19 protein-coding genes and 4 tRNA genes are annotated in these 16,212 nt (G+C 69.4%); 7 read left to right on the top strand and 16 right to left on the bottom strand.

Translation table 11 applies throughout. The features are described from left to right. Positions 1-42 precede the first annotated feature (42 nt). The 6 genes from ACZ49J_RS20965 to ACZ49J_RS20940 form a co-directional block, all read right to left on the bottom strand. On the bottom strand, positions 43-942 hold the full coding sequence (locus tag ACZ49J_RS20965) for an SCO4651 family lipoprotein (RefSeq protein ID WP_467449946.1): 900 nt from the start codon (positions 940-942) through the stop codon (positions 43-45). Between the two features lie 160 nt (positions 943-1,102). Continuing rightward, the gene (gene rplA / locus ACZ49J_RS20960) at positions 1,103-1,828 is read right to left on the bottom strand and encodes a 50S ribosomal protein L1 (RefSeq protein WP_467449945.1); all 726 of its coding nucleotides are present in this window, start codon (positions 1,826-1,828) and stop codon (positions 1,103-1,105) included. 106 nt (positions 1,829-1,934) lie between these two features. Further along, positions 1,935-2,369, bottom strand: coding sequence for a 50S ribosomal protein L11 (gene rplK, locus ACZ49J_RS20955; protein WP_019756559.1), 435 nt, complete (start codon positions 2,367-2,369; stop codon positions 1,935-1,937). 210 nt (positions 2,370-2,579) lie between these two features. After that, positions 2,580-3,404, bottom strand: a complete 825-nt coding sequence (nusG, locus tag ACZ49J_RS20950) for a transcription termination/antitermination protein NusG (RefSeq protein WP_467449944.1) — start codon at positions 3,402-3,404, stop codon at positions 2,580-2,582. A gap of 77 nt (positions 3,405-3,481) precedes the next feature. Continuing rightward, positions 3,482-3,769, bottom strand: a complete 288-nt coding sequence (gene secE / locus ACZ49J_RS20945) for a preprotein translocase subunit SecE (RefSeq protein WP_467449943.1) — start codon at positions 3,767-3,769, stop codon at positions 3,482-3,484. Between the two features lie 112 nt (positions 3,770-3,881). Continuing rightward, positions 3,882-3,954, bottom strand: a tRNA-Trp gene (locus tag ACZ49J_RS20940). Positions 3,955-4,306: 352 nt separating this feature from the next. Here ACZ49J_RS20940 and ACZ49J_RS20935 point away from each other — a divergent pair. Together ACZ49J_RS20935 and ACZ49J_RS20930 are read left to right on the top strand one after the other, a co-directional pair. After that, positions 4,307-5,533 (top strand): pyridoxal phosphate-dependent aminotransferase, encoded by a 1,227-nt coding sequence (locus ACZ49J_RS20935; RefSeq protein WP_467449942.1) that lies wholly within the window; start codon positions 4,307-4,309, stop codon positions 5,531-5,533. A 136-nt stretch (positions 5,534-5,669) separates the two neighbouring features. After that, a complete protein-coding gene (locus ACZ49J_RS20930; protein WP_467449941.1) occupies positions 5,670-6,701 on the top strand; it encodes an adenosine deaminase in 1,032 nt (343 codons plus the stop codon). 33 nt (positions 6,702-6,734) lie between these two features. Here the strand turns inward: ACZ49J_RS20930 and ACZ49J_RS20925 are convergent, their stop codons facing one another. The 6 genes from ACZ49J_RS20925 to ACZ49J_RS20900 form a co-directional block, all read right to left on the bottom strand. Continuing rightward, positions 6,735-7,790 carry a UDP-N-acetylmuramate dehydrogenase gene (locus tag ACZ49J_RS20925; protein ID WP_467449940.1) on the bottom strand — a complete coding sequence of 352 codons (1,056 nt, stop codon included), beginning with the start codon at positions 7,788-7,790 and terminating at the stop codon, positions 6,735-6,737. A gap of 165 nt (positions 7,791-7,955) precedes the next feature. Next, positions 7,956-8,384 carry a MaoC family dehydratase gene (locus ACZ49J_RS20920; protein WP_467449939.1) on the bottom strand — a complete coding sequence of 143 codons (429 nt, stop codon included), beginning with the start codon at positions 8,382-8,384 and terminating at the stop codon, positions 7,956-7,958. A 4-nt stretch (positions 8,385-8,388) separates the two neighbouring features. Then, positions 8,389-8,862, bottom strand: coding sequence for an FAS1-like dehydratase domain-containing protein (locus tag ACZ49J_RS20915; RefSeq protein WP_467449938.1), 474 nt, complete (start codon positions 8,860-8,862; stop codon positions 8,389-8,391). A 147-nt stretch (positions 8,863-9,009) separates the two neighbouring features. After that, on the bottom strand, positions 9,010-9,174 hold the full coding sequence (gene rpmG / locus ACZ49J_RS20910) for a 50S ribosomal protein L33 (RefSeq protein WP_003948671.1): 165 nt from the start codon (positions 9,172-9,174) through the stop codon (positions 9,010-9,012). A gap of 89 nt (positions 9,175-9,263) precedes the next feature. Next, positions 9,264-9,336 (bottom strand) — tRNA-Met (locus ACZ49J_RS20905). Positions 9,337-9,382: 46 nt separating this feature from the next. After that, positions 9,383-9,455, bottom strand: a tRNA-Thr gene (locus ACZ49J_RS20900). A gap of 304 nt (positions 9,456-9,759) precedes the next feature. Between ACZ49J_RS20900 and ACZ49J_RS20895 the strand changes: the two genes are divergently transcribed. Beyond that, positions 9,760-11,043, top strand: a complete 1,284-nt coding sequence (locus ACZ49J_RS20895; RefSeq protein WP_467449936.1) for an amidohydrolase family protein — start codon at positions 9,760-9,762, stop codon at positions 11,041-11,043. 95 nt (positions 11,044-11,138) lie between these two features. Continuing rightward, positions 11,139-11,795, top strand: coding sequence for an SDR family oxidoreductase (locus tag ACZ49J_RS20890; protein ID WP_467449935.1), 657 nt, complete (start codon positions 11,139-11,141; stop codon positions 11,793-11,795). 85 nt (positions 11,796-11,880) lie between these two features. Here the strand turns inward: ACZ49J_RS20890 and ACZ49J_RS20885 are convergent, their stop codons facing one another. Together ACZ49J_RS20885 and ACZ49J_RS20880 are read right to left on the bottom strand one after the other, a co-directional pair. Continuing rightward, positions 11,881-12,087 carry a hypothetical protein gene (locus ACZ49J_RS20885; protein WP_467449934.1) on the bottom strand — a complete coding sequence of 69 codons (207 nt, stop codon included), beginning with the start codon at positions 12,085-12,087 and terminating at the stop codon, positions 11,881-11,883. Between the two features lie 105 nt (positions 12,088-12,192). Continuing rightward, a complete protein-coding gene (locus ACZ49J_RS20880; protein ID WP_467449933.1) occupies positions 12,193-12,531 on the bottom strand; it encodes a peptidoglycan-binding domain-containing protein in 339 nt (112 codons plus the stop codon). Between the two features lie 471 nt (positions 12,532-13,002). Here ACZ49J_RS20880 and ACZ49J_RS20875 point away from each other — a divergent pair, with 471 nt between their 5' ends. Beyond that, positions 13,003-13,227: a hypothetical protein gene (locus ACZ49J_RS20875; protein ID WP_467449932.1), complete on the top strand. Its 225-nt coding sequence runs from the start codon at positions 13,003-13,005 to the stop codon at positions 13,225-13,227. 174 nt (positions 13,228-13,401) lie between these two features. Here ACZ49J_RS20875 and ACZ49J_RS20870 read toward each other — a convergent pair. Further along, positions 13,402-13,483: transfer RNA gene (locus ACZ49J_RS20870), tRNA-Tyr, on the bottom strand. Positions 13,484-13,709: 226 nt separating this feature from the next. Between ACZ49J_RS20870 and ACZ49J_RS20865 the strand changes: the two genes are divergently transcribed. Next, the gene (locus ACZ49J_RS20865) at positions 13,710-14,198 is read left to right on the top strand and encodes a YajQ family cyclic di-GMP-binding protein (protein WP_467449930.1); all 489 of its coding nucleotides are present in this window, start codon (positions 13,710-13,712) and stop codon (positions 14,196-14,198) included. A 178-nt stretch (positions 14,199-14,376) separates the two neighbouring features. Here ACZ49J_RS20865 and ACZ49J_RS20860 read toward each other — a convergent pair whose 3' ends face one another. After that, positions 14,377-14,643, bottom strand: a complete 267-nt coding sequence (locus ACZ49J_RS20860) for a GlsB/YeaQ/YmgE family stress response membrane protein (RefSeq protein WP_467449928.1) — start codon at positions 14,641-14,643, stop codon at positions 14,377-14,379. A gap of 232 nt (positions 14,644-14,875) precedes the next feature. On the opposite strand from ACZ49J_RS20860, the gene ACZ49J_RS20855 reads away from it, so the two are divergent. Then, complete coding sequence (locus ACZ49J_RS20855) at positions 14,876-16,147, top strand: APC family permease (protein WP_467449927.1); 1,272 nt, start codon at positions 14,876-14,878, stop codon at positions 16,145-16,147. The last annotated feature ends 65 nt before the right edge of the window (positions 16,148-16,212 follow it).

Genomic DNA, 16,212 nt, shown 5'->3' with positions numbered 1-16,212 from the left:
GAGGCGACCTTACCCCGCGCCGGTCGTGCGCCCCCACGGATTTCAGGCCGCCGGCTGGCTCTGTATCAGCTTTGTGAAGTCCACCGTGTCCCCCGCCGGAGGCACCTCCGTGGCGACTTTCACGCCATAGTCGCTGTAATACGCCGTCTGCGACATCGTGCCGGACGTCATCTCGCCCTTCTCGACCTTCTTGACCAGCAGATCCCTGTCGTTGACCCAGATGTCGATGGTCTCGGTGGTGATCCCGGCCTGCTGCAGCTGCTTCTTCAGGTCGTCCAGCTGGCTCTCGGTCAGGCCAGAGTTCTTCTCGGCGAGGTCCGCGACCTCGACCGTGCCCGAGTAGTGCGTGGTCTTCTCACCGCGCACGGTCTCCTCGCCGACCTTCTTCACGTCGCCGGAGGCGAGCAGCAGCTTCACCGACTGGTTCGGCGTGGTGTTCTGCATCTGGTCCTTCATGTACGCGCCCGAGCCGCCGGCCGCTTCCGCCAGGGCGTCGTAGTCGTACTTGATCCAGTGCTTGCCGCCCGCCTGCTCGGCGAACGTGTCGCCCATCTGCGCGTAGTAGGCGTCGGGCAGGTAGCGGGCCTCCATCTTGGTGGCGCCCATCTGGCGCATCTGGTCGGCCATCGTTCCGCCGGTGTACTCGATGGTCATCGTGCCGGTGTAGCCGTCGGACCAGTCGAGGGCGCCCTCGGCCTCCATGGACATCATGGTGCCCATCGTGGTCGTGGACGTCACCCGCGCGGAGTCGGCGCTGCTGGTGGACTTCTCCGCCAGACGCAGGGCCGCGAGGGGACTGACGGCCGCCCCGCCCTTGCGGCCCGCCTTGTCGTCCTTGCCGGAGCCGCCCGAGGACTCCGCGGACGTGCAGGCGGCCGCCCCCGCCAGCGCGGTCACCACAGCGATCGAAAGAGCCATCCGGCGCACGGTCGTGCTGGTCATTCGTCCCAACCCCCCATGAGATTCCTGTGCTTCGCACGCTAGCGCAGAGCACTGACACTCGTACGTATGCCAGATATGGGACGAGCCCCGCACCTCGAAAGGTTGCGGGGCTCGCTGACCAGAACGCTTGCGCGACCGGCTACCGAAATCGGCGTAGGCCTCAGACGGCGGCCGGGTCCTCCTCGACGAGGAGGTTCCGGGTGCGGTTGGGGTCGACGGGAATGCCGGGGCCCATCGTGGTGGTGATGGCGGCCTTCTTGATGTAGCGACCCTTCGCGGCGGACGGCTTGAGACGGGTGATCTCCTCCAGCGCCGCGGCGTAGTTCTCCACCAGCTTCGTGTCGTCGAACGACGTCTTGCCGATGATGAAGTGCAGGTTCGAGTGCTTGTCGACGCGGAACTCGATCTTGCCGCCCTTGATGTCGTTGACGGCCTTCACGACGTCCGGGGTCACGGTGCCGGTCTTGGGGTTCGGCATGAGACCACGGGGACCGAGCACGCGGCCGAGGCGGCCGACCTTGCCCATGAGGTCCGGGGTGGCGACGACGGCGTCGAAGTCCAGACGGCCCTTCGACACCTCGTCGATCAGCTCGTCGGAGCCGACGATGTCGGCGCCGGCGGCACGAGCGGCCTCGGCACGGTCACCGGTCGCGAAGACCAGGACCCGGGCGGTCTTACCGGTGCCGTGCGGGAGGTTCACGGTGCCACGGACCATCTGGTCGGCCTTGCGCGGGTCGACACCCAGACGGAAGGCGACCTCGACGGTGCCGTCGAACTTGGTCGTGGAGGTCTCCTTGGCGAGACGGACGGCCTCGAGCGGGGCGTACAGCTTCTCCCGGTCGACCTTGGCGTCCGCAGCGCGGAGAGCCTTGCTGCGCTTGCTCACAACTGCTCCTGTGTGTTCTGAAAGGAGTCGTGGTACGGGCCGAGCAGGCCCTGCCACGTGCGGCGGGTGATCAGGGGATCACAGCCGCATGGTACGAAGGTGGGGTTCAGCCCTCGACCGTGACGCCCATGGAACGCGCGGTACCGGCGATGATCTTCGCGGCGGCGTCCAGGTCGTTGGCGTTGAGGTCGGGCAGCTTGGTCTGGGCGATCTCGCGGACCTGCGCCTCGGTGATCTTGGCGACCTTGGTCTTGTGCGGCTCGCCGGAGCCCTTCTCCACGCCCGCGGCCTTGAGGATCATCTTGGCGGCCGGCGGCGTCTTGGTGATGAAGGTGAAGGAGCGGTCCTCGTAGACCGTGATCTCCACCGGGATGACCCAACCGCGCTGCGACTCGGTCGCGGCGTTGTAGGCCTTGCAGAACTCCATGATGTTGACGCCGTGCTGACCCAGCGCCGGGCCGACCGGCGGGGCCGGGTTCGCGGCACCGGCCTGGATCTGGAGCTTGATGAGCCCCGTGACCTTCTTCTTCTTGGGAGGCATTGCTCTCCGGGTCCTTTCGATTCGAGTGCGCCTCCGACCGGGTCGCGTCCCGGATGGAGGCATACCGCACAACGATAACGGGTATAGATGCGCGGCCAAAAACCGAGCAGGTCAGACCGGCCACGAGAGCCCGCCTGACCTGCTCGGAAGCGACAGTTCCAGAAGCCGGGGCTCCCGGCCGCCGAACCAGTCCTCGAACCAGTCCTCGAACTAGTTCTTCTGGATCTGGTCGAAGCTCAGCTCGACCGGCGTCTCGCGGCCGAAGATCTCGACGAGGCCCTTGACCTTCTTCGAGTCGGCGTTGATCTCGTTGATCGTCGCCTGCAGCGTGGCGAACGGGCCGTCGGTGACGGTGACCGAGTCGCCGACCTCGAAGTCGAGCACCTGAACCTCGACCTTGCGGGCCGGAGCCGGCTTGCCCTCGGCCTCTGCGGCCTCGCGGGCGGCCTTCTCCTCGGCCTCGGGGGCGAGCATCTTGACGATCTCGTCGAGCGTCAGCGGGTACGGGTCGTAGGCGTTGCCCACGAAGCCGGTGACGCCGGGCGTGTTGCGGACGACACCCCAGGACTCGTTCGTCAGGTCCATGCGCACCAGGACGTAGCCCGGGAGCTTGTTCTGGCGGATGGTCTTGCGGTCGCCGTTCTTGATCTGGACGACCTCCTCCTGCGGCACCTCGGCCTGGAAGATGTAGTCCTCGACGTTCAGCGAGACGGCGCGCTGCTCCAGGTTGGTCTTCACGCGGTTCTCGTAGCCGGCGTAGGTGTGGATCACGTACCACTCGCCGGGCAGGGTCCGCAGCTCCTCGCGCAGGGCGGCGACGGGGTCGACGGGCTCGGCCTCCTCCTCGGCGGCCTCCTCCTCGACCTCGTCCTCGACGTGCACGGCGGCTTCCTCAGCCGGCTCCCCCGCCTCGGCCTCGGCAGCCTCGAACTCGTCGACCTCGTCCGCTCCCTCGACGATGTCGAGCTCGTCGTCCGCGGACTCGACACCTTCTCCACGAGGCTCGATGGCGTCGTTCACGTTCGGGTCAGACACGGTGGCTGCTTCTTCCTGGATTCATGGCGGTGGAACACGCGAAAGGGGCGCCGGGTACGGCGCCCTTCGCTTTCGGCTCAGCCGAAGACGTACTTGGCGGCCTTGTCGAGTCCGAAGTCAATCACAGTCACCAGACCGATCATGATGACGACGAAGACAATCACCACGGTCGTGTACGTCGTCAGCTGCGAGCGGGTCGGCCAGACGACCTTGCGGAGCTCCGCGACGATCTGGCGGTAGAACAACGCCAGGCGCTTGAAGGGGCCCTTCTTGCCGCGCTTGCCGCCCTTGCGGGTCTTCTTCTTGGACTCCGGCGCCTCATCCTGGGCATCAGGCATGTCGATGGAGCCCACGGCGTCCGTCACTCGTCCTCACCTGATTCCGGGTCGTGGCCGTGCCGCGCCCGGTCTGAGCCGCACGGCGGTGCATTGCTGCTGTACGTACATGCGCACACATCCTGGCGTAAGGAGTGTGTAGCAGGGCCGGAGGGACTTGAACCCCCAACCGCTGGTTTTGGAGACCAGTGCTCTACCAATTGAGCTACGACCCTTTGGTTCCCCACAAACGTACCGCATCCGCCTGAGTGCTCGGTGTGCACCGGGTGAGCGCGGCCGGTGGAGGCCAACGAGGTGAGAGTGTACGTGGTCCGGAGCCGGTCGTCGAACAGAAAGTGTTCCCACGGGCGTTGTCGGTTGCGGTTTCGCCGCTGCGCCGCCCTCGCACGGGCGTGTTTTTCGGTCGTACACGCCGCAGCCGCCCGTGGGGCGGCAGGGCTCGTACGCGCCCCGGGCCCGCGGCCCGGTCCGCCTGTGCCACGGGCCCGTCGGGCGTCTGTTCACCCGCGTGACCAGTCTGTGAAACCCGCGTGCCGCGGGCGTTTCGTGTCTGAAACGATGGGGTCCATGAGCGCTGCAACCCCTCCCACCGAGCGCCGGGTCTCCGCCCGAGTCGGCGCGATCTCCGAGTCCGCCACCCTCGCCGTGGACGCCAAGGCCAAGGCCCTCAAGGCCGCCGGGCGTCCGGTGATCGGCTTCGGCGCCGGTGAGCCCGACTTCCCGACGCCGGACTACATCGTCGAGGCGGCCGTCGAGGCCTGCAAGAACCCGAAGTTCCACCGCTACACGCCGGCGGGCGGCCTGCCCGAGCTGAAGGCCGCGATCGCCGCGAAGACGCTGCGCGACTCGGGCTACGAGCCCGACGTCTCCCAGATCCTGGTCACCAACGGCGGCAAGCAGGCCATCTACGAGGCCTTCGCCGCGATCCTCGACCCGGGCGACGAGGTCATCGTCCCGGCGCCGTACTGGACGACGTACCCGGAGTCGATCCGCCTCGCCGGCGGCGTCCCGGTCGAGGTCGTCGCGGACGAGACCACGGGCTACCGGGTCTCGGTCGAGCAGCTGGAGGCCGCCCGCACGGAGAAGACCAAGGTCGTCCTCTTCGTGTCACCGTCCAACCCGACCGGCTCCGTCTACAGCGAGGCCGAGACCGAGGCGATCGGCCGCTGGGCCGTCGAGCACGGCCTGTGGGTGCTCACGGACGAGATCTACGAGCACCTGGTCTACGGCGACGCGGTCTCCGTGTCCCTCCCCGCGCTCCTGCCTGAGCTGCGCGACAAGTGCATCGTGGTCAACGGCGTCGCCAAGACGTACGCGATGACGGGCTGGCGCGTCGGCTGGGTCATCGGCCCGAAGGACGTGGTCAAGGCCGCGACGAACCTCCAGTCGCACGCCACGTCCAACGTCTCGAACGTCGCCCAGGTGGCCGCGATCGCCGCCGTCTCCGGTGACCTGGACGCCGTCGCGACGATGCGCGAGGCCTTCGACCGCCGCCGCCGGACCATCGTCCGGATGCTCAACGAGATCGACGGCGTGCTCTGCCCGGAGCCCGAGGGCGCCTTCTACGCGTACCCCTCCGTGAAGGCCCTGATCGGCAAGGAGATCCGCGGCAAGCGTCCGCAGAACACCGTCGAGCTGGCGGCGCTCATCCTGGAGGAGGCCGAGGTCGCGGTCGTCCCGGGTGAGGCGTTCGGCACGCCGGGGTACCTGCGGCTGTCGTACGCGCTGGGTGACGAGGACCTCGTCGAGGGCGTGAGCCGCATCCAGAAGCTGCTGGCGGAGGCGCGGGACTGAGGCGTTCTCGTACGAGCGGGTGAGCACCTCCCGAGTGCGGGAGGTGCTCACCCGTTTTTTCGTGTCCGAGTGCGAGCAAGACCACGATCGGGGAAAGCGGTACCGATACGTAATCCGTGTACGGCAGGATCCTCGGATGGAGCACGTACGTGATGTCTCTGAGCTGCCCAAGGCTCATCTGCACCTGCATTTCACCGGGTCGATGCGGCCCGGAACCGTCCTCGAACTCGCCGACAAGTACGGCGTGCGGCTGCCCGAGACCCTCACCGAGGCACTGACCAGCGGGGAACCGCCCAGGCTGCGGGCGACGGACGAGCGGGGCTGGTTCCGCTTCCAGCGGCTGTACGACGCCGCGAGGTCCTGCATCAGAGAGCCCGAGGACATCCAGCGGCTGGTGCGCGAGGCGGCCGAGGAGGACCTCAGGGACGGCTCCGGCTGGCTGGAGATCCAGGTCGACCCCACGTCGTACGCGCCGCGGCTGGGCGGGCTCATCCCGGCCCTGGAGATCATTCTGGACGCGGTGGACACGACCGTCCGCGATACCGGCCTCGGGATGCGCGTCCTCGTCGCCGCGAACCGCATGAAGCATCCGCTCGACGCGCGCACACTGGCACGGCTGGCCGTGCGCTACAGGGACCGCGGCATCGTCGGTTTCGGGCTCTCGAACGACGAGCGGCGGGGCATGGCGCGGGACTTCGACCGGGCGTTCGCGATCGCGCGGGACGGGGGGCTGCTGTCGGCGCCGCACGGCGGTGAGCTGACCGGCCCGTCGTCGGTCCGGGACTGCCTGGACGACCTGCACGCCTCGCGGATCGGACACGGGGTGCGCGCGGCGGAGGATCCGCGGCTGTTGAAGCGGCTGGCCGAGCGGGGGATCACCTGCGAGGTGTGCCCGGCCTCCAACGTCGCGCTGGGCGTCTACGAGAAGCCCGAGGACGTCCCCTTGAGGACTCTGTTCGAGGCGGGGGTCCCGATGGCGCTCGGTGCGGACGACCCGCTGTTGTTCGGTTCACGCCTCGCGGCCCAGTACGAGATCGCCCGCGATCACCACGGTTTCACGGACGCCGAGCTGGCGGAGCTGGCCCGCCAGTCGGTACGCGGTTCGGCGGCCCCGGACGACGTCAAGGAGAAGCTGCTGTCGGGCGTCGACGACTGGCTCGCGGCGTGAGGCCGCGGTGGACGCGGCGGGCAGGGCCCGCTCTCAGAGGCTGACGCCCACCGTCACGGGCTCGTTCACCAGGGTGATCCCGAAGGCGTCCCGGACGCCGGCGACGACCTCCCGGGCGAGGGCGAGCAGGTCCTCGGTGGTGGCATCGCCGCGGTTGGTGAGGGCCAGCGTGTGCTTGGTGGAGATGCGGGCGGGTCCGGTGCCGTAGCCCTTGGTGAAGCCCGCCTTGTCGATCAGCCAGGCCGCGGAGGTCTTGGTGTGGCCGTCGCCCGCGGGGTAGGCGGGCGGGACGGCGCCGTCGCCCAGCCGCTCCCGTACGCGCGCGTGGAACGCGGCGAAGTCCTCGTTGGTGAGGATCGGGTTGGTGAAGAACGATCCGGCCGACCAGGTGTCGTGGTCCTCGGGGTCGAGGACCATGCCCTTGCCGGAGCGCAGTTTCAGCACCGCCTCGCGGGCGGCTGCGAGGGGGACGCGGTCGCCGGGTTCGACGCCGAGGGTCCGTGCGGCCTCCGCGTACCTGATCGGAGCCGACAGACCGTCCGCGTCCTCCAGCTCGAAGCGGACGCGCAGTACGACGTACCGCTCGGGGTCGCCCTTGAAGCGGCTGTGCCGGTACGAGAAGGCGCACTCGGCGTTCTGAAGGGTGACCGTCTCGTGGGTGACGCGGTCGTAGGCGACCACTTCGGTGATGGTGGAGGAGACCTCCTGGCCGTACGCCCCGACGTTCTGGATCGGTGTCGCGCCCGCCGAGCCGGGGATTCCGGCGAGGCACTCGACCCCCGCGAGTCCGGCCTCGACGGTGCGGGCGACGGCGTCGGTCCACACCTCGCCGGCCGCCAGCTCCAGCCGTGTGCCGTCGAGCGTGAAGCCCTTGGTCGCGATGACGAGTGCGGTCCCCGCGAAGCCCTTGTCGCCGATGACCAGGTTGGATCCGCCGCCGATGAGCAGCAGGGGTGTACCGGAGTCGTCGGCCTCGCGGACGGCGGCGATCACTTCGGCATCGGTCGTCGCGGTGATCAGCCGGTCCGCGGGGCCGCCGAGCCGGAAGGTGGTCAGCGGAGCGAGCGGGGCGTCGTGGAGTTCCAGCACGGGCACAAGGGTACGAGACGGCGCTGGGGCTTCCCCGCGCGCGTGCACGCCACGTGCGTCGCTTCGGCGTGTGTCCGGTGTGTCCACGAAGCTGGTGCCCCAGGGAGTACGACGCGTAAGGGGTGCCCCACCTGGATGGGCACCCCTTACGTGAACAGGCGCGGCTCACGCCAGGCGTACGACCGCCCGGGACATGCCGAGCACCTTCTGGCCGGCGCTGGTGACGGTCAGGTCGACGCGGACGGTGTCGTCGTCGAGCTTGGCCGCGACCTTGCCGCTGACCTCGATGGTGGCGCCCTCGTCGTCGTTCGGGACGACCACGGGCCGGGTGAAGCGGACCCCGTACTCCACGACCGCCGCCGGGTCGCCCGCCCAGTCGGTGACCACTCGGATCGCCTCGGCCATGGTGAACATGCCGTGCGCGATGACGTCCGGCAGCCCGACCTCCTTGGCGAACTTCTCGTTCCAGTGGATCGGGTTGAAGTCGCCGGAGGCGCCCGCGTACCGCACGAGCGTGGCCCGGGTGACCGGGAACGTCTGTCCGGGCAGTTCCGTGCCGACCTCGACGTCCGCGTACTTGATCTGTGCCGTCATCGGCTCACGCCTGCCCTTCTGCCGGGGCCTCGTCGTCCTCGGCGCGGGCGACGAGCTTGGTCCAGGCGGTCACCACGTGCTCGCCCGCCTCGTCGTGGACCTCACCCCGGATGTCCAGGAAGTCGTTGCCGGCCATGGACTTGATCTTCTCGATGGTCGAGGTGACCGTGAGCCGGTCGCCCGCGCGCACGGGGCGCGTGTACGCGAACTTCTGGTCGCCGTGCACGACGCGGCTGTAGTCGAGCCCCAGCTTGGGGTCCTGGACGACCTGCTCGGCCGCCCTGAAGGTGATCGAGAACACGAAGGTCGGCGGGGCGATCACATCGGCGTGACCGAGCGCCTTGGCGGCCTCCGGGTCCGTGTACGCCGGGTTGGTGTCCCCCACGGCCTCCGCGAACTCGCGGATCTTCTCCCGGCCGACCTCATAGGGATCGGTGGGCGGGTAGGACCGCCCCACGAAGGACTGGTCGAGCGCCATGGGCTCGGCACCTCCTGATGTGTGCTGTGGTTGACCGGTGAACGACGGCTCTGCAGGATCCTGCCTGATAACGAGCGTTCGCCACAGTGGCCGAAACGACGCGAGGCCGCCCCCTGTTACGGGGGCGGCCTCGCGTACGAGCCTGTTTTATCGCGTCTCGCGGTGCGCGGTGTGCGCGTTGCAGCGCGGGCAGTGCTTCTTCATCTCAAGACGGTCCGGGTTGTTACGCCGGTTCTTCTTGGTGATGTAGTTCCGCTCCTTGCACTCCACGCAGGCCAGCGTGATCTTCGGGCGGACGTCGGTGGCAGCCACGTGAGTGCTCCTTGACGAACAGAATGGACTGAATTAACGCAAGAAGAGTAGCCGATCGAAGGACCGACCCCGCAATCGGCTACTGTCTGTAGCGGTGACCGGACTTGAACCGGTGACACAGCGATTATGAGCCGCTTGCTCTACCGACTGAGCTACACCGCTGCGATGCGATCGATCCCCGCCTCACGGCGGGAACCCTTCACATCAGAGCCCCAATACGGAATCGAACCGTAGACCTTCTCCTTACCATGGAGACGCTCTGCCGACTGAGCTATTGGGGCGAGCGATGAAGACATTACACGCCCCACGGCCGATCGCCCAAATCGGTTTCGCGGCACCCACCCCGGACTGTTCCCGGATGCTTCATCGCCCTCCGTCACCTCACGTGTCACGGCCGCCGCACCGCCTGGACCAGGAGGGCAAGCCGTCGGGGCCGCGCCGATCACGCCCCCCGCCGACGGGGAGGACCACACCGGTACGACTATTCCGCTCCTCCCTGAAGCGGGCGGTCGGCCGCCCTAGGCTCGACTCACTCCGCGTGATCTTGCGTGTCCTCCTCGCGCAGCGGCCTACCCCAGGAGTGCGATGCCCGACAGTCAGCCGCAGCCCTCCCCTTCCTCGTCGGACCCCTCACCGGGCTTCTCGTCGGGACAGCCCGAGGGAACCGCCCTGCTGTTGTGCGGGGCGCGGCTCACCGACGGCCGGACCGTGGACGTACGGCTGTGCCGCGGGCGCATCGAGGCGGTGGGCACGGCGGGAAGCCTGGCGGGCGGAGGGGCCTCGGGCCCGGGCGGGCACGCCGCGCGCGTGGACCTCGGCGGCTACCTGCTGCTGCCCGCTCCGGCCGAGCCGCACGCACACGGCGACACGGCTCTGTCCGCCGACGCCGACGGACCGGTCCCGCACGACGCCGAGGACGTCCAGCGGCGGGCCACCGAGGCGGCGCTGCTCCAGCTCGGGCACGGGACGACGGCGCTGCGCTCGCACGTGCACGTGGGAGACGTACAAGGGCTCGGCGCGCTGACGGCCGTGCTCCGTGCGGGGCGGGCGCTGCGCGGCCTCGTCGAGCTGACGACGGTGGCGATGCCGCGGCTGCTGACCGGCGTCGCCGGTGCCGACGGGCTCGCGATGCTGCGGGACGCGGTGAAGATGGGCGCCTCCGTAGTGGGCGGCCGTCCGGATCTGGACCCCGATCCCACCGGGTACGTGGAAGCGGTCCTTGACGTCGCCTCCGAGCAGGGCTGCCCGGTCGACCTGCACGTCGACGGCTCCGATCCCGCGCGGCTCGGCCGGCTCGCCGCGATGGCGGGGGGCCTGCGGCCCGGCGTGACGCTCGGCCCCTGTGGTGGGCTCGGGCGCCTGCCCGCCGAGGCGGCGGCGCGAGCGGCGGACCAGCTCGCGGCGGCGGGGATCAGTGTCGTGTGCCTCCCTCAGGGCGGCTGCGGGGGCGCGGACGACCGGGGCACGGCTCCCGTACGGCTGCTGCGCGCGGCCGGCGTACGGGTCGCGGCGGGCAGCGGCGCCCTGCGTGACATGTCGAACCCGGTGGGGCGCGGCGACCCCCTGGAAGCGGCGTACCTGCTGGCCTCGCGTCACGGTCTGCGGGCCGAGGACGCCTACGACACGGTGAGCACGTCCGCGCGCAGGGTGCTCGGGCTCCCCGAGGTGCGGGTGGAGGCGGGCTTTCCCGCGGAACTCCTCGCTGTGCGGGGCGACCGGCTCGCGGGGGCGCTCTCACTGGCGTACAGCCGGATCGTGGTGCACCGGGGGCGCGTGGTGGCACGTACCAGCGCGGTACGGGAGTACTGCAACTCGTCGGCGGCCGCGGCACTGGACCTGCCCCGGCAGGGCCGGGGCGAGCCGTCGTAGGGCTCCCGGGTCGGGAGGCATGGGGCTTCCGGGGCGGCGGAACCCGCCGGGAAGCCATGCGGCGCACGGGGCCGGTCGGGCGTACGGTCGAAGACATGCGCATTGTTATCGCTGGAGGTCATGGTCAGATCGCGCTGCGGCTGGAGCGGTTGCTCGCCGGGCGCGGCGACGAGGTCGCGGGCATCATCCGCCGCCCCGAACAGGGCGACGACCTGCGGCGGGTCGGTGCCGAACCCGTGCTGTGCGACCTGGAGTCGGCCACGGTCGAGCAGGTCGCCGCGCATCTCCAGGGCGCGGACGCGGCCGTCTTCGCCGCGGGCGCGGGCCCGGGCAGCGGAGCGGCCCGCAAGGACACCGTGGACCGCGACGCCGCGGTGCTGTTCGCGGACGCCGCGGTACGGACGGGCGTGCGCCGTCACATCGTGGTGTCGTCGATGGGCGCCGACCCGGGTCACCAGGGCGACGAGGTCTTTGACGCGTACCTGCGCGCAAAGGGCAAGGCCGACGAGCACGTCCGGAACCAGAGCGCTCTGGACTGGACGATCCTGCGCCCCGGATCGCTGACCAACGACCCGGGCACGGGCCTGGTTCGCCTGGAGGCCTCGACCGGCCGCGGCTCGATCCCGCGTGACGACGTGGCCGCCATCCTCGCGGAACTGGTGGACACCCCGGCCACGGCCGGCCTGACCCTGGAACTGGTCAGCGGCTCGACACCGGTGTCGGTGGCGGTGAAGTCGGTGGCGGGCAACTGAGGGGCTCCTGAGGGGTCTTCGAAAGGTCCGTGGGGCATCGGAAGGTCTGTGGGGCGTCCCGCCTGCGGGGGCTTCGGAAAGCGCCTCAGAACAGCGGCAGTTGTCCAGGGAACTCCGGAACCACGTACCCGTCCAGCGTCGGCTGAGCCGCTCCCACCTCCGCCGGCCTGCGCGACCCGGCACACGACACCAGCCCACCGTTCGCACCGGGCGGATCATGCCGCGCGAACCGCCCGGCGACCACAGCGATCTCGCGACGACACTCAGGGCACCTTCTGCGACGGGACGACATGCTCTCAGTGTGCCCGGAAGCCCGTGCCGGCCACCGTGGTTGCGAAGCCGCCGGTCGAAGGACGGGCCGTGGCCAAGGAGTTGGAACACGGGGCCGGACAGCGGATCAGCAAACGGTGTCCGTCGAGTTGGCCCAGAAAACCAGGAAGGACCACGTCTGGGCCCCGACCACCCCGTCCACGACGATTCCGGCACAGCGCTGGAACCGCTGTGTCGCCGATTTGGTGACCGGTCCGAAGTCCCCGTCCACGTCCAGGTTCGCGCCTGTCATGGCGTTGTTCAGATAGCACTGGGCCTGTTGGACAGCGCTTCCTGACGACCCGTTCTTCAGCGTTGGACGCTGCTTGGTGAAGTTGCAGACGTCCCGGGATCCGTGCTCGGGCAGCGCGGCACTCGCCGGCTTCGCACGAGGCGCCTCCGGCTGGGCGCTGTGAGGTACCGCCAAGGCCGTGCCTCCCCCAAGGACGAGAGAGGCGACCACAGCCACGCTGGGAAACAGGTGTCGCATGCCCATCACCTCCAAACGACGCACCCCCAGTACCACCGTGCACTTTCACCCCACTGGTCGCATCTCGGAAGGTGCAGGACGCGACCCCCAAGTCGTGGCGGAGCGCACGGGCACCGAGCCGGAGTGAGAGGGCCCTTCCTTCCCTGGTGCCGCTCTCGGGAGACACATCGGGGAGGAGAGAATTCATGCGCGCACTGGCCAGGATGGCCGCAGTGTCCGCTCTCACGGCTGGGCGTCCACTTCGGTACAGCCTCAGCCCGCTTCTGCCGCACCGTCACGGCCATCGTGCAACGGCACTGTCCTCACCGTCACGGCCGCGGCATCTCCGTCATAGAGGAGGCGCGGATCGTCTGCCTGAGGAGGAACGAACCGGGTGCGGTATCGCTGGAGGCCGTCTTCGGAGAAGTCATGGCGGAGACGGCATCGTTGCCGGCCCGCCGTCCCTACGACCTGTGGCACGTCACGGTGTCGTTCCGGCTCAGCTCCGGCGTGAACGCCATGGAGTGCGCCCGCCGTGCCGGGCACAGCATCGCGGTACTGCACCAGGTGTACGCCAAGGTGCTCGACCAGACCCGGGAGCGCGCGAACAGCCGGATCGACGCAGCACTTCGGGAGTGGAACGAACCCGAGTGATCATGCTCACCCCCGGGGGACACCTGGGGGACACGCACTGATCAACGGTGGGATACGGGCGATACGAGGTGAGACACGTCCGCGCCCCGTCCACAGCCAGTCGAACCGAGGTGATCAACGAGAAACCCCCTCCGATCAGGTGCTATCCCTGATCGGAGGGGGTCTTCCCCAGTGTGGCGGCGCCAGGATTCGAACCTGGGAAGGCTGAGCCGGCAGATTTACAGTCTGCTCCCTTTGGCCGCTCGGGCACACCGCCGGGGTTTGCTGCCCGTCGCACCGCCTTTCGGCGCTGCTCCGGTGGCAACGACGTAAACGATACCTGATGCGCGGGGGTGCTTCGCCACCCGATTGATCTGCGCTCCGAGGGGAGGGGGTGGCTAGGCTTATGCGGATGCGGCCCGGGATCGACGCCGGGCTCGGCGACCGCCCCCACGTACGCCGATACGCACCGATTCACACCCTGATACAAGGAGCCACAGGACATGGCCGACTCCAGTTTCGACATCGTCTCGAAGGTCGAGCGGCAGGAGGTCGACAACGCCCTCAACCAGGCCGCCAAGGAGATCTCCCAGCGCTACGACTTCAAGGGCGTGGGTGCCTCGATCTCGTGGTCCGGCGACAAGATCCTGATGGAGGCGAACTCCGAGGACCGGGTGAAGGCGATCCTCGACGTCTTCCAGTCCAAGCTGATCAAGCGCGGCGTCTCCTTGAAGGCGCTGGACGCGGGCGAGCCCCAGCTGTCCGGCAAGGAGTACAAGATCTTCGCCTCGATCGAGGAGGGCATCTCCCAGGAGAATGCCAAGAAGGTGGCGAAGATCATCCGCGACGAGGGCCCCAAGGGCGTGAAGGCCCAGGTCCAGGGTGACGAGCTCCGGGTCAGCTCCAAGAGCCGCGACGACCTGCAGGCCGTGATCGCCCTCCTGAAAGGCAAGGACTTCGACTTCGCCCTTCAGTTCGTGAACTACCGGTGAGCCGACCGCGTCGGTGGTGAGCAACTGAGCGCTGCCGAGCCGATGGTGGTGGCACGCGCCGCGGGAGCCCGCGCTGCGGGCCGTGCTCGCCGGGGACGGACACGAAGAGGGCCGGTCCGGCGCTCACCAGCGCCGGACCGGCCCTCTCGCCTGCTGACTGCGGGCTCGGGGTATCTGATCAGCGGCGCGAGTGGCCGAAGAGTATGCGGTAGGCGATCAGCAGAACGAGGGAGCCGCCGATGGCCGCGGCCCAGGTGGCGCCGTCGTAGAAGTCCCTGCTGATGGGGTGGTCCATCCAACGGGCCGATATCCAGCCACCGATGAACGCGCCCGCGATACCGATGAGGGTCGTGCCGAAGAAGCCGCCCGGGTCGCGCCCCGGCAGCAGGAACTTGGCGATGGCTCCGGCCAACAGCCCCAGAATGATCCAGCTGATGATGCCCATGCCGTGAACCTGCCCTTCCGTTCTGTCTGTGCGCTGTACTCCTGCTCCGGCCAGGCTGTTTTCACACATGTCGCATCTGTCACATGTGTCGCAGAGGACACAGGTGCCTTGTGCTCGTGACGCCTGTACCGGTGCCCCGCTCGTCCCGGTGTGTCGCTCTCTTCGTGTCGTGTTGTGATGCAGGACGTCTCCGCGGTGCCTGCCGGTTGCACAGATCAGTAGGGTGCGGGCCATGACACAACCCGGTTCGAACACCAGCCTGCGGCGGACCCTCGGGGTAGGGGACGCCGTGGTCATCGGTCTGGGATCGATGGTCGGGGCCGGCATCTTCGCCGCCCTGGGACCGGCGGCGGCCGCTGCTGGGCCGGGACTCCTTCTCGGTCTCGGGGTGGCTGCCGTGGTCGCCTACTGCAACGCCATGTCCTCGGCACGGCTGGCGGCCCGCTACCCCGCTTCGGGCGGCACGTACGTGTACGGGCGCGAGCGGCTCGGGGACTTCTGGGGATACCTGGCGGGCTGGTCGTTCGTCGTCGGCAAGACGGCATCGTGCGCGGCGATGGCGCTCACCGTGGGTGCGTACGTCTGGCCTGGCCAGGCGCACGCCGTGGCCGTCGCGGCCGTGGTGGCGCTGACCGCGGTGAACTACGGCGGCGTCCAGAAGTCCGCCTGGCTGACGCGGGTGATCGTGGCGGTGGTGCTCGCGGTCCTCGCTGCCGTGGCGGTCGTGTGTCTCGGGTCCGGGGAGTCCGACGCCAGTCGGCTGGACATCGGCCTCTCGTCAGGCGCCGGCGGTGTGCTTCAGGCGGCCGGCTTGCTGTTCTTCGCTTTCGCCGGGTACGCACGGATCGCGACCCTCGGCGAGGAGGTGCGGGATCCGGCGCGCACCATCCCCCGCGCGATCCCGCTGGCCCTGGGTATCGCCCTCGTGGTGTACACAGCCGTGGCCGTCGCTGTCCTTTCCGTGCTGGGGCCCGGCGGGCTCGGGCAGGCCTCGGCGCCGCTCGCCGACGCGGTCCGGGCCGCGGGTGTCCCGGGGCTCGTTCCCGTGGTGCGGGTCGGTGCCGCCGTGGCCGCGCTGGGGTCGCTGCTCGCGCTCATCCTGGGTGTCTCCCGAACGACGCTCGCCATGGCCCGCGACCGGCATCTGCCGGGCGCCCTGGCCGCCGTGCACCCGCGCTTCCAGGTGCCGCACCGGGCCGAGCTGGCCGTCGGCGCGGTGGTCGCCGTCCTGGCCGCCACCACGGACGTGCGGGGTGCGATCGGTTTCTCCTCCTTCGGTGTGCTCGCCTACTACGCCGTGGCCAACGCGTCGGCCTGGACGCTGAGTCAGGCCCCGTTGGCACGGGTCGTACCGGTGGTCGGGCTCCTCGGCTGTGTCACGCTGGCGTTCGCGCTGCCCGGGGTGTCGGTGGCCGTGGGTGCGGCCGTCCTGGGCGTGGGGGCCGCCGCGTACGGGGTACGGCGGTGGTGGGTTTCGCGGCAGCGCGGGGCAACGGGGGCCTGACGGACGGAGATGGCTCCGGCACGCTCACGGGCATCAGCTCAGCCTCGCGGGCATCGGCTCAGCCT

The organism is Streptomyces sp. NPDC030840 (assembly GCF_055572015.1).
This window is presented reverse-complemented; position numbering and strand designations above follow the sequence as displayed.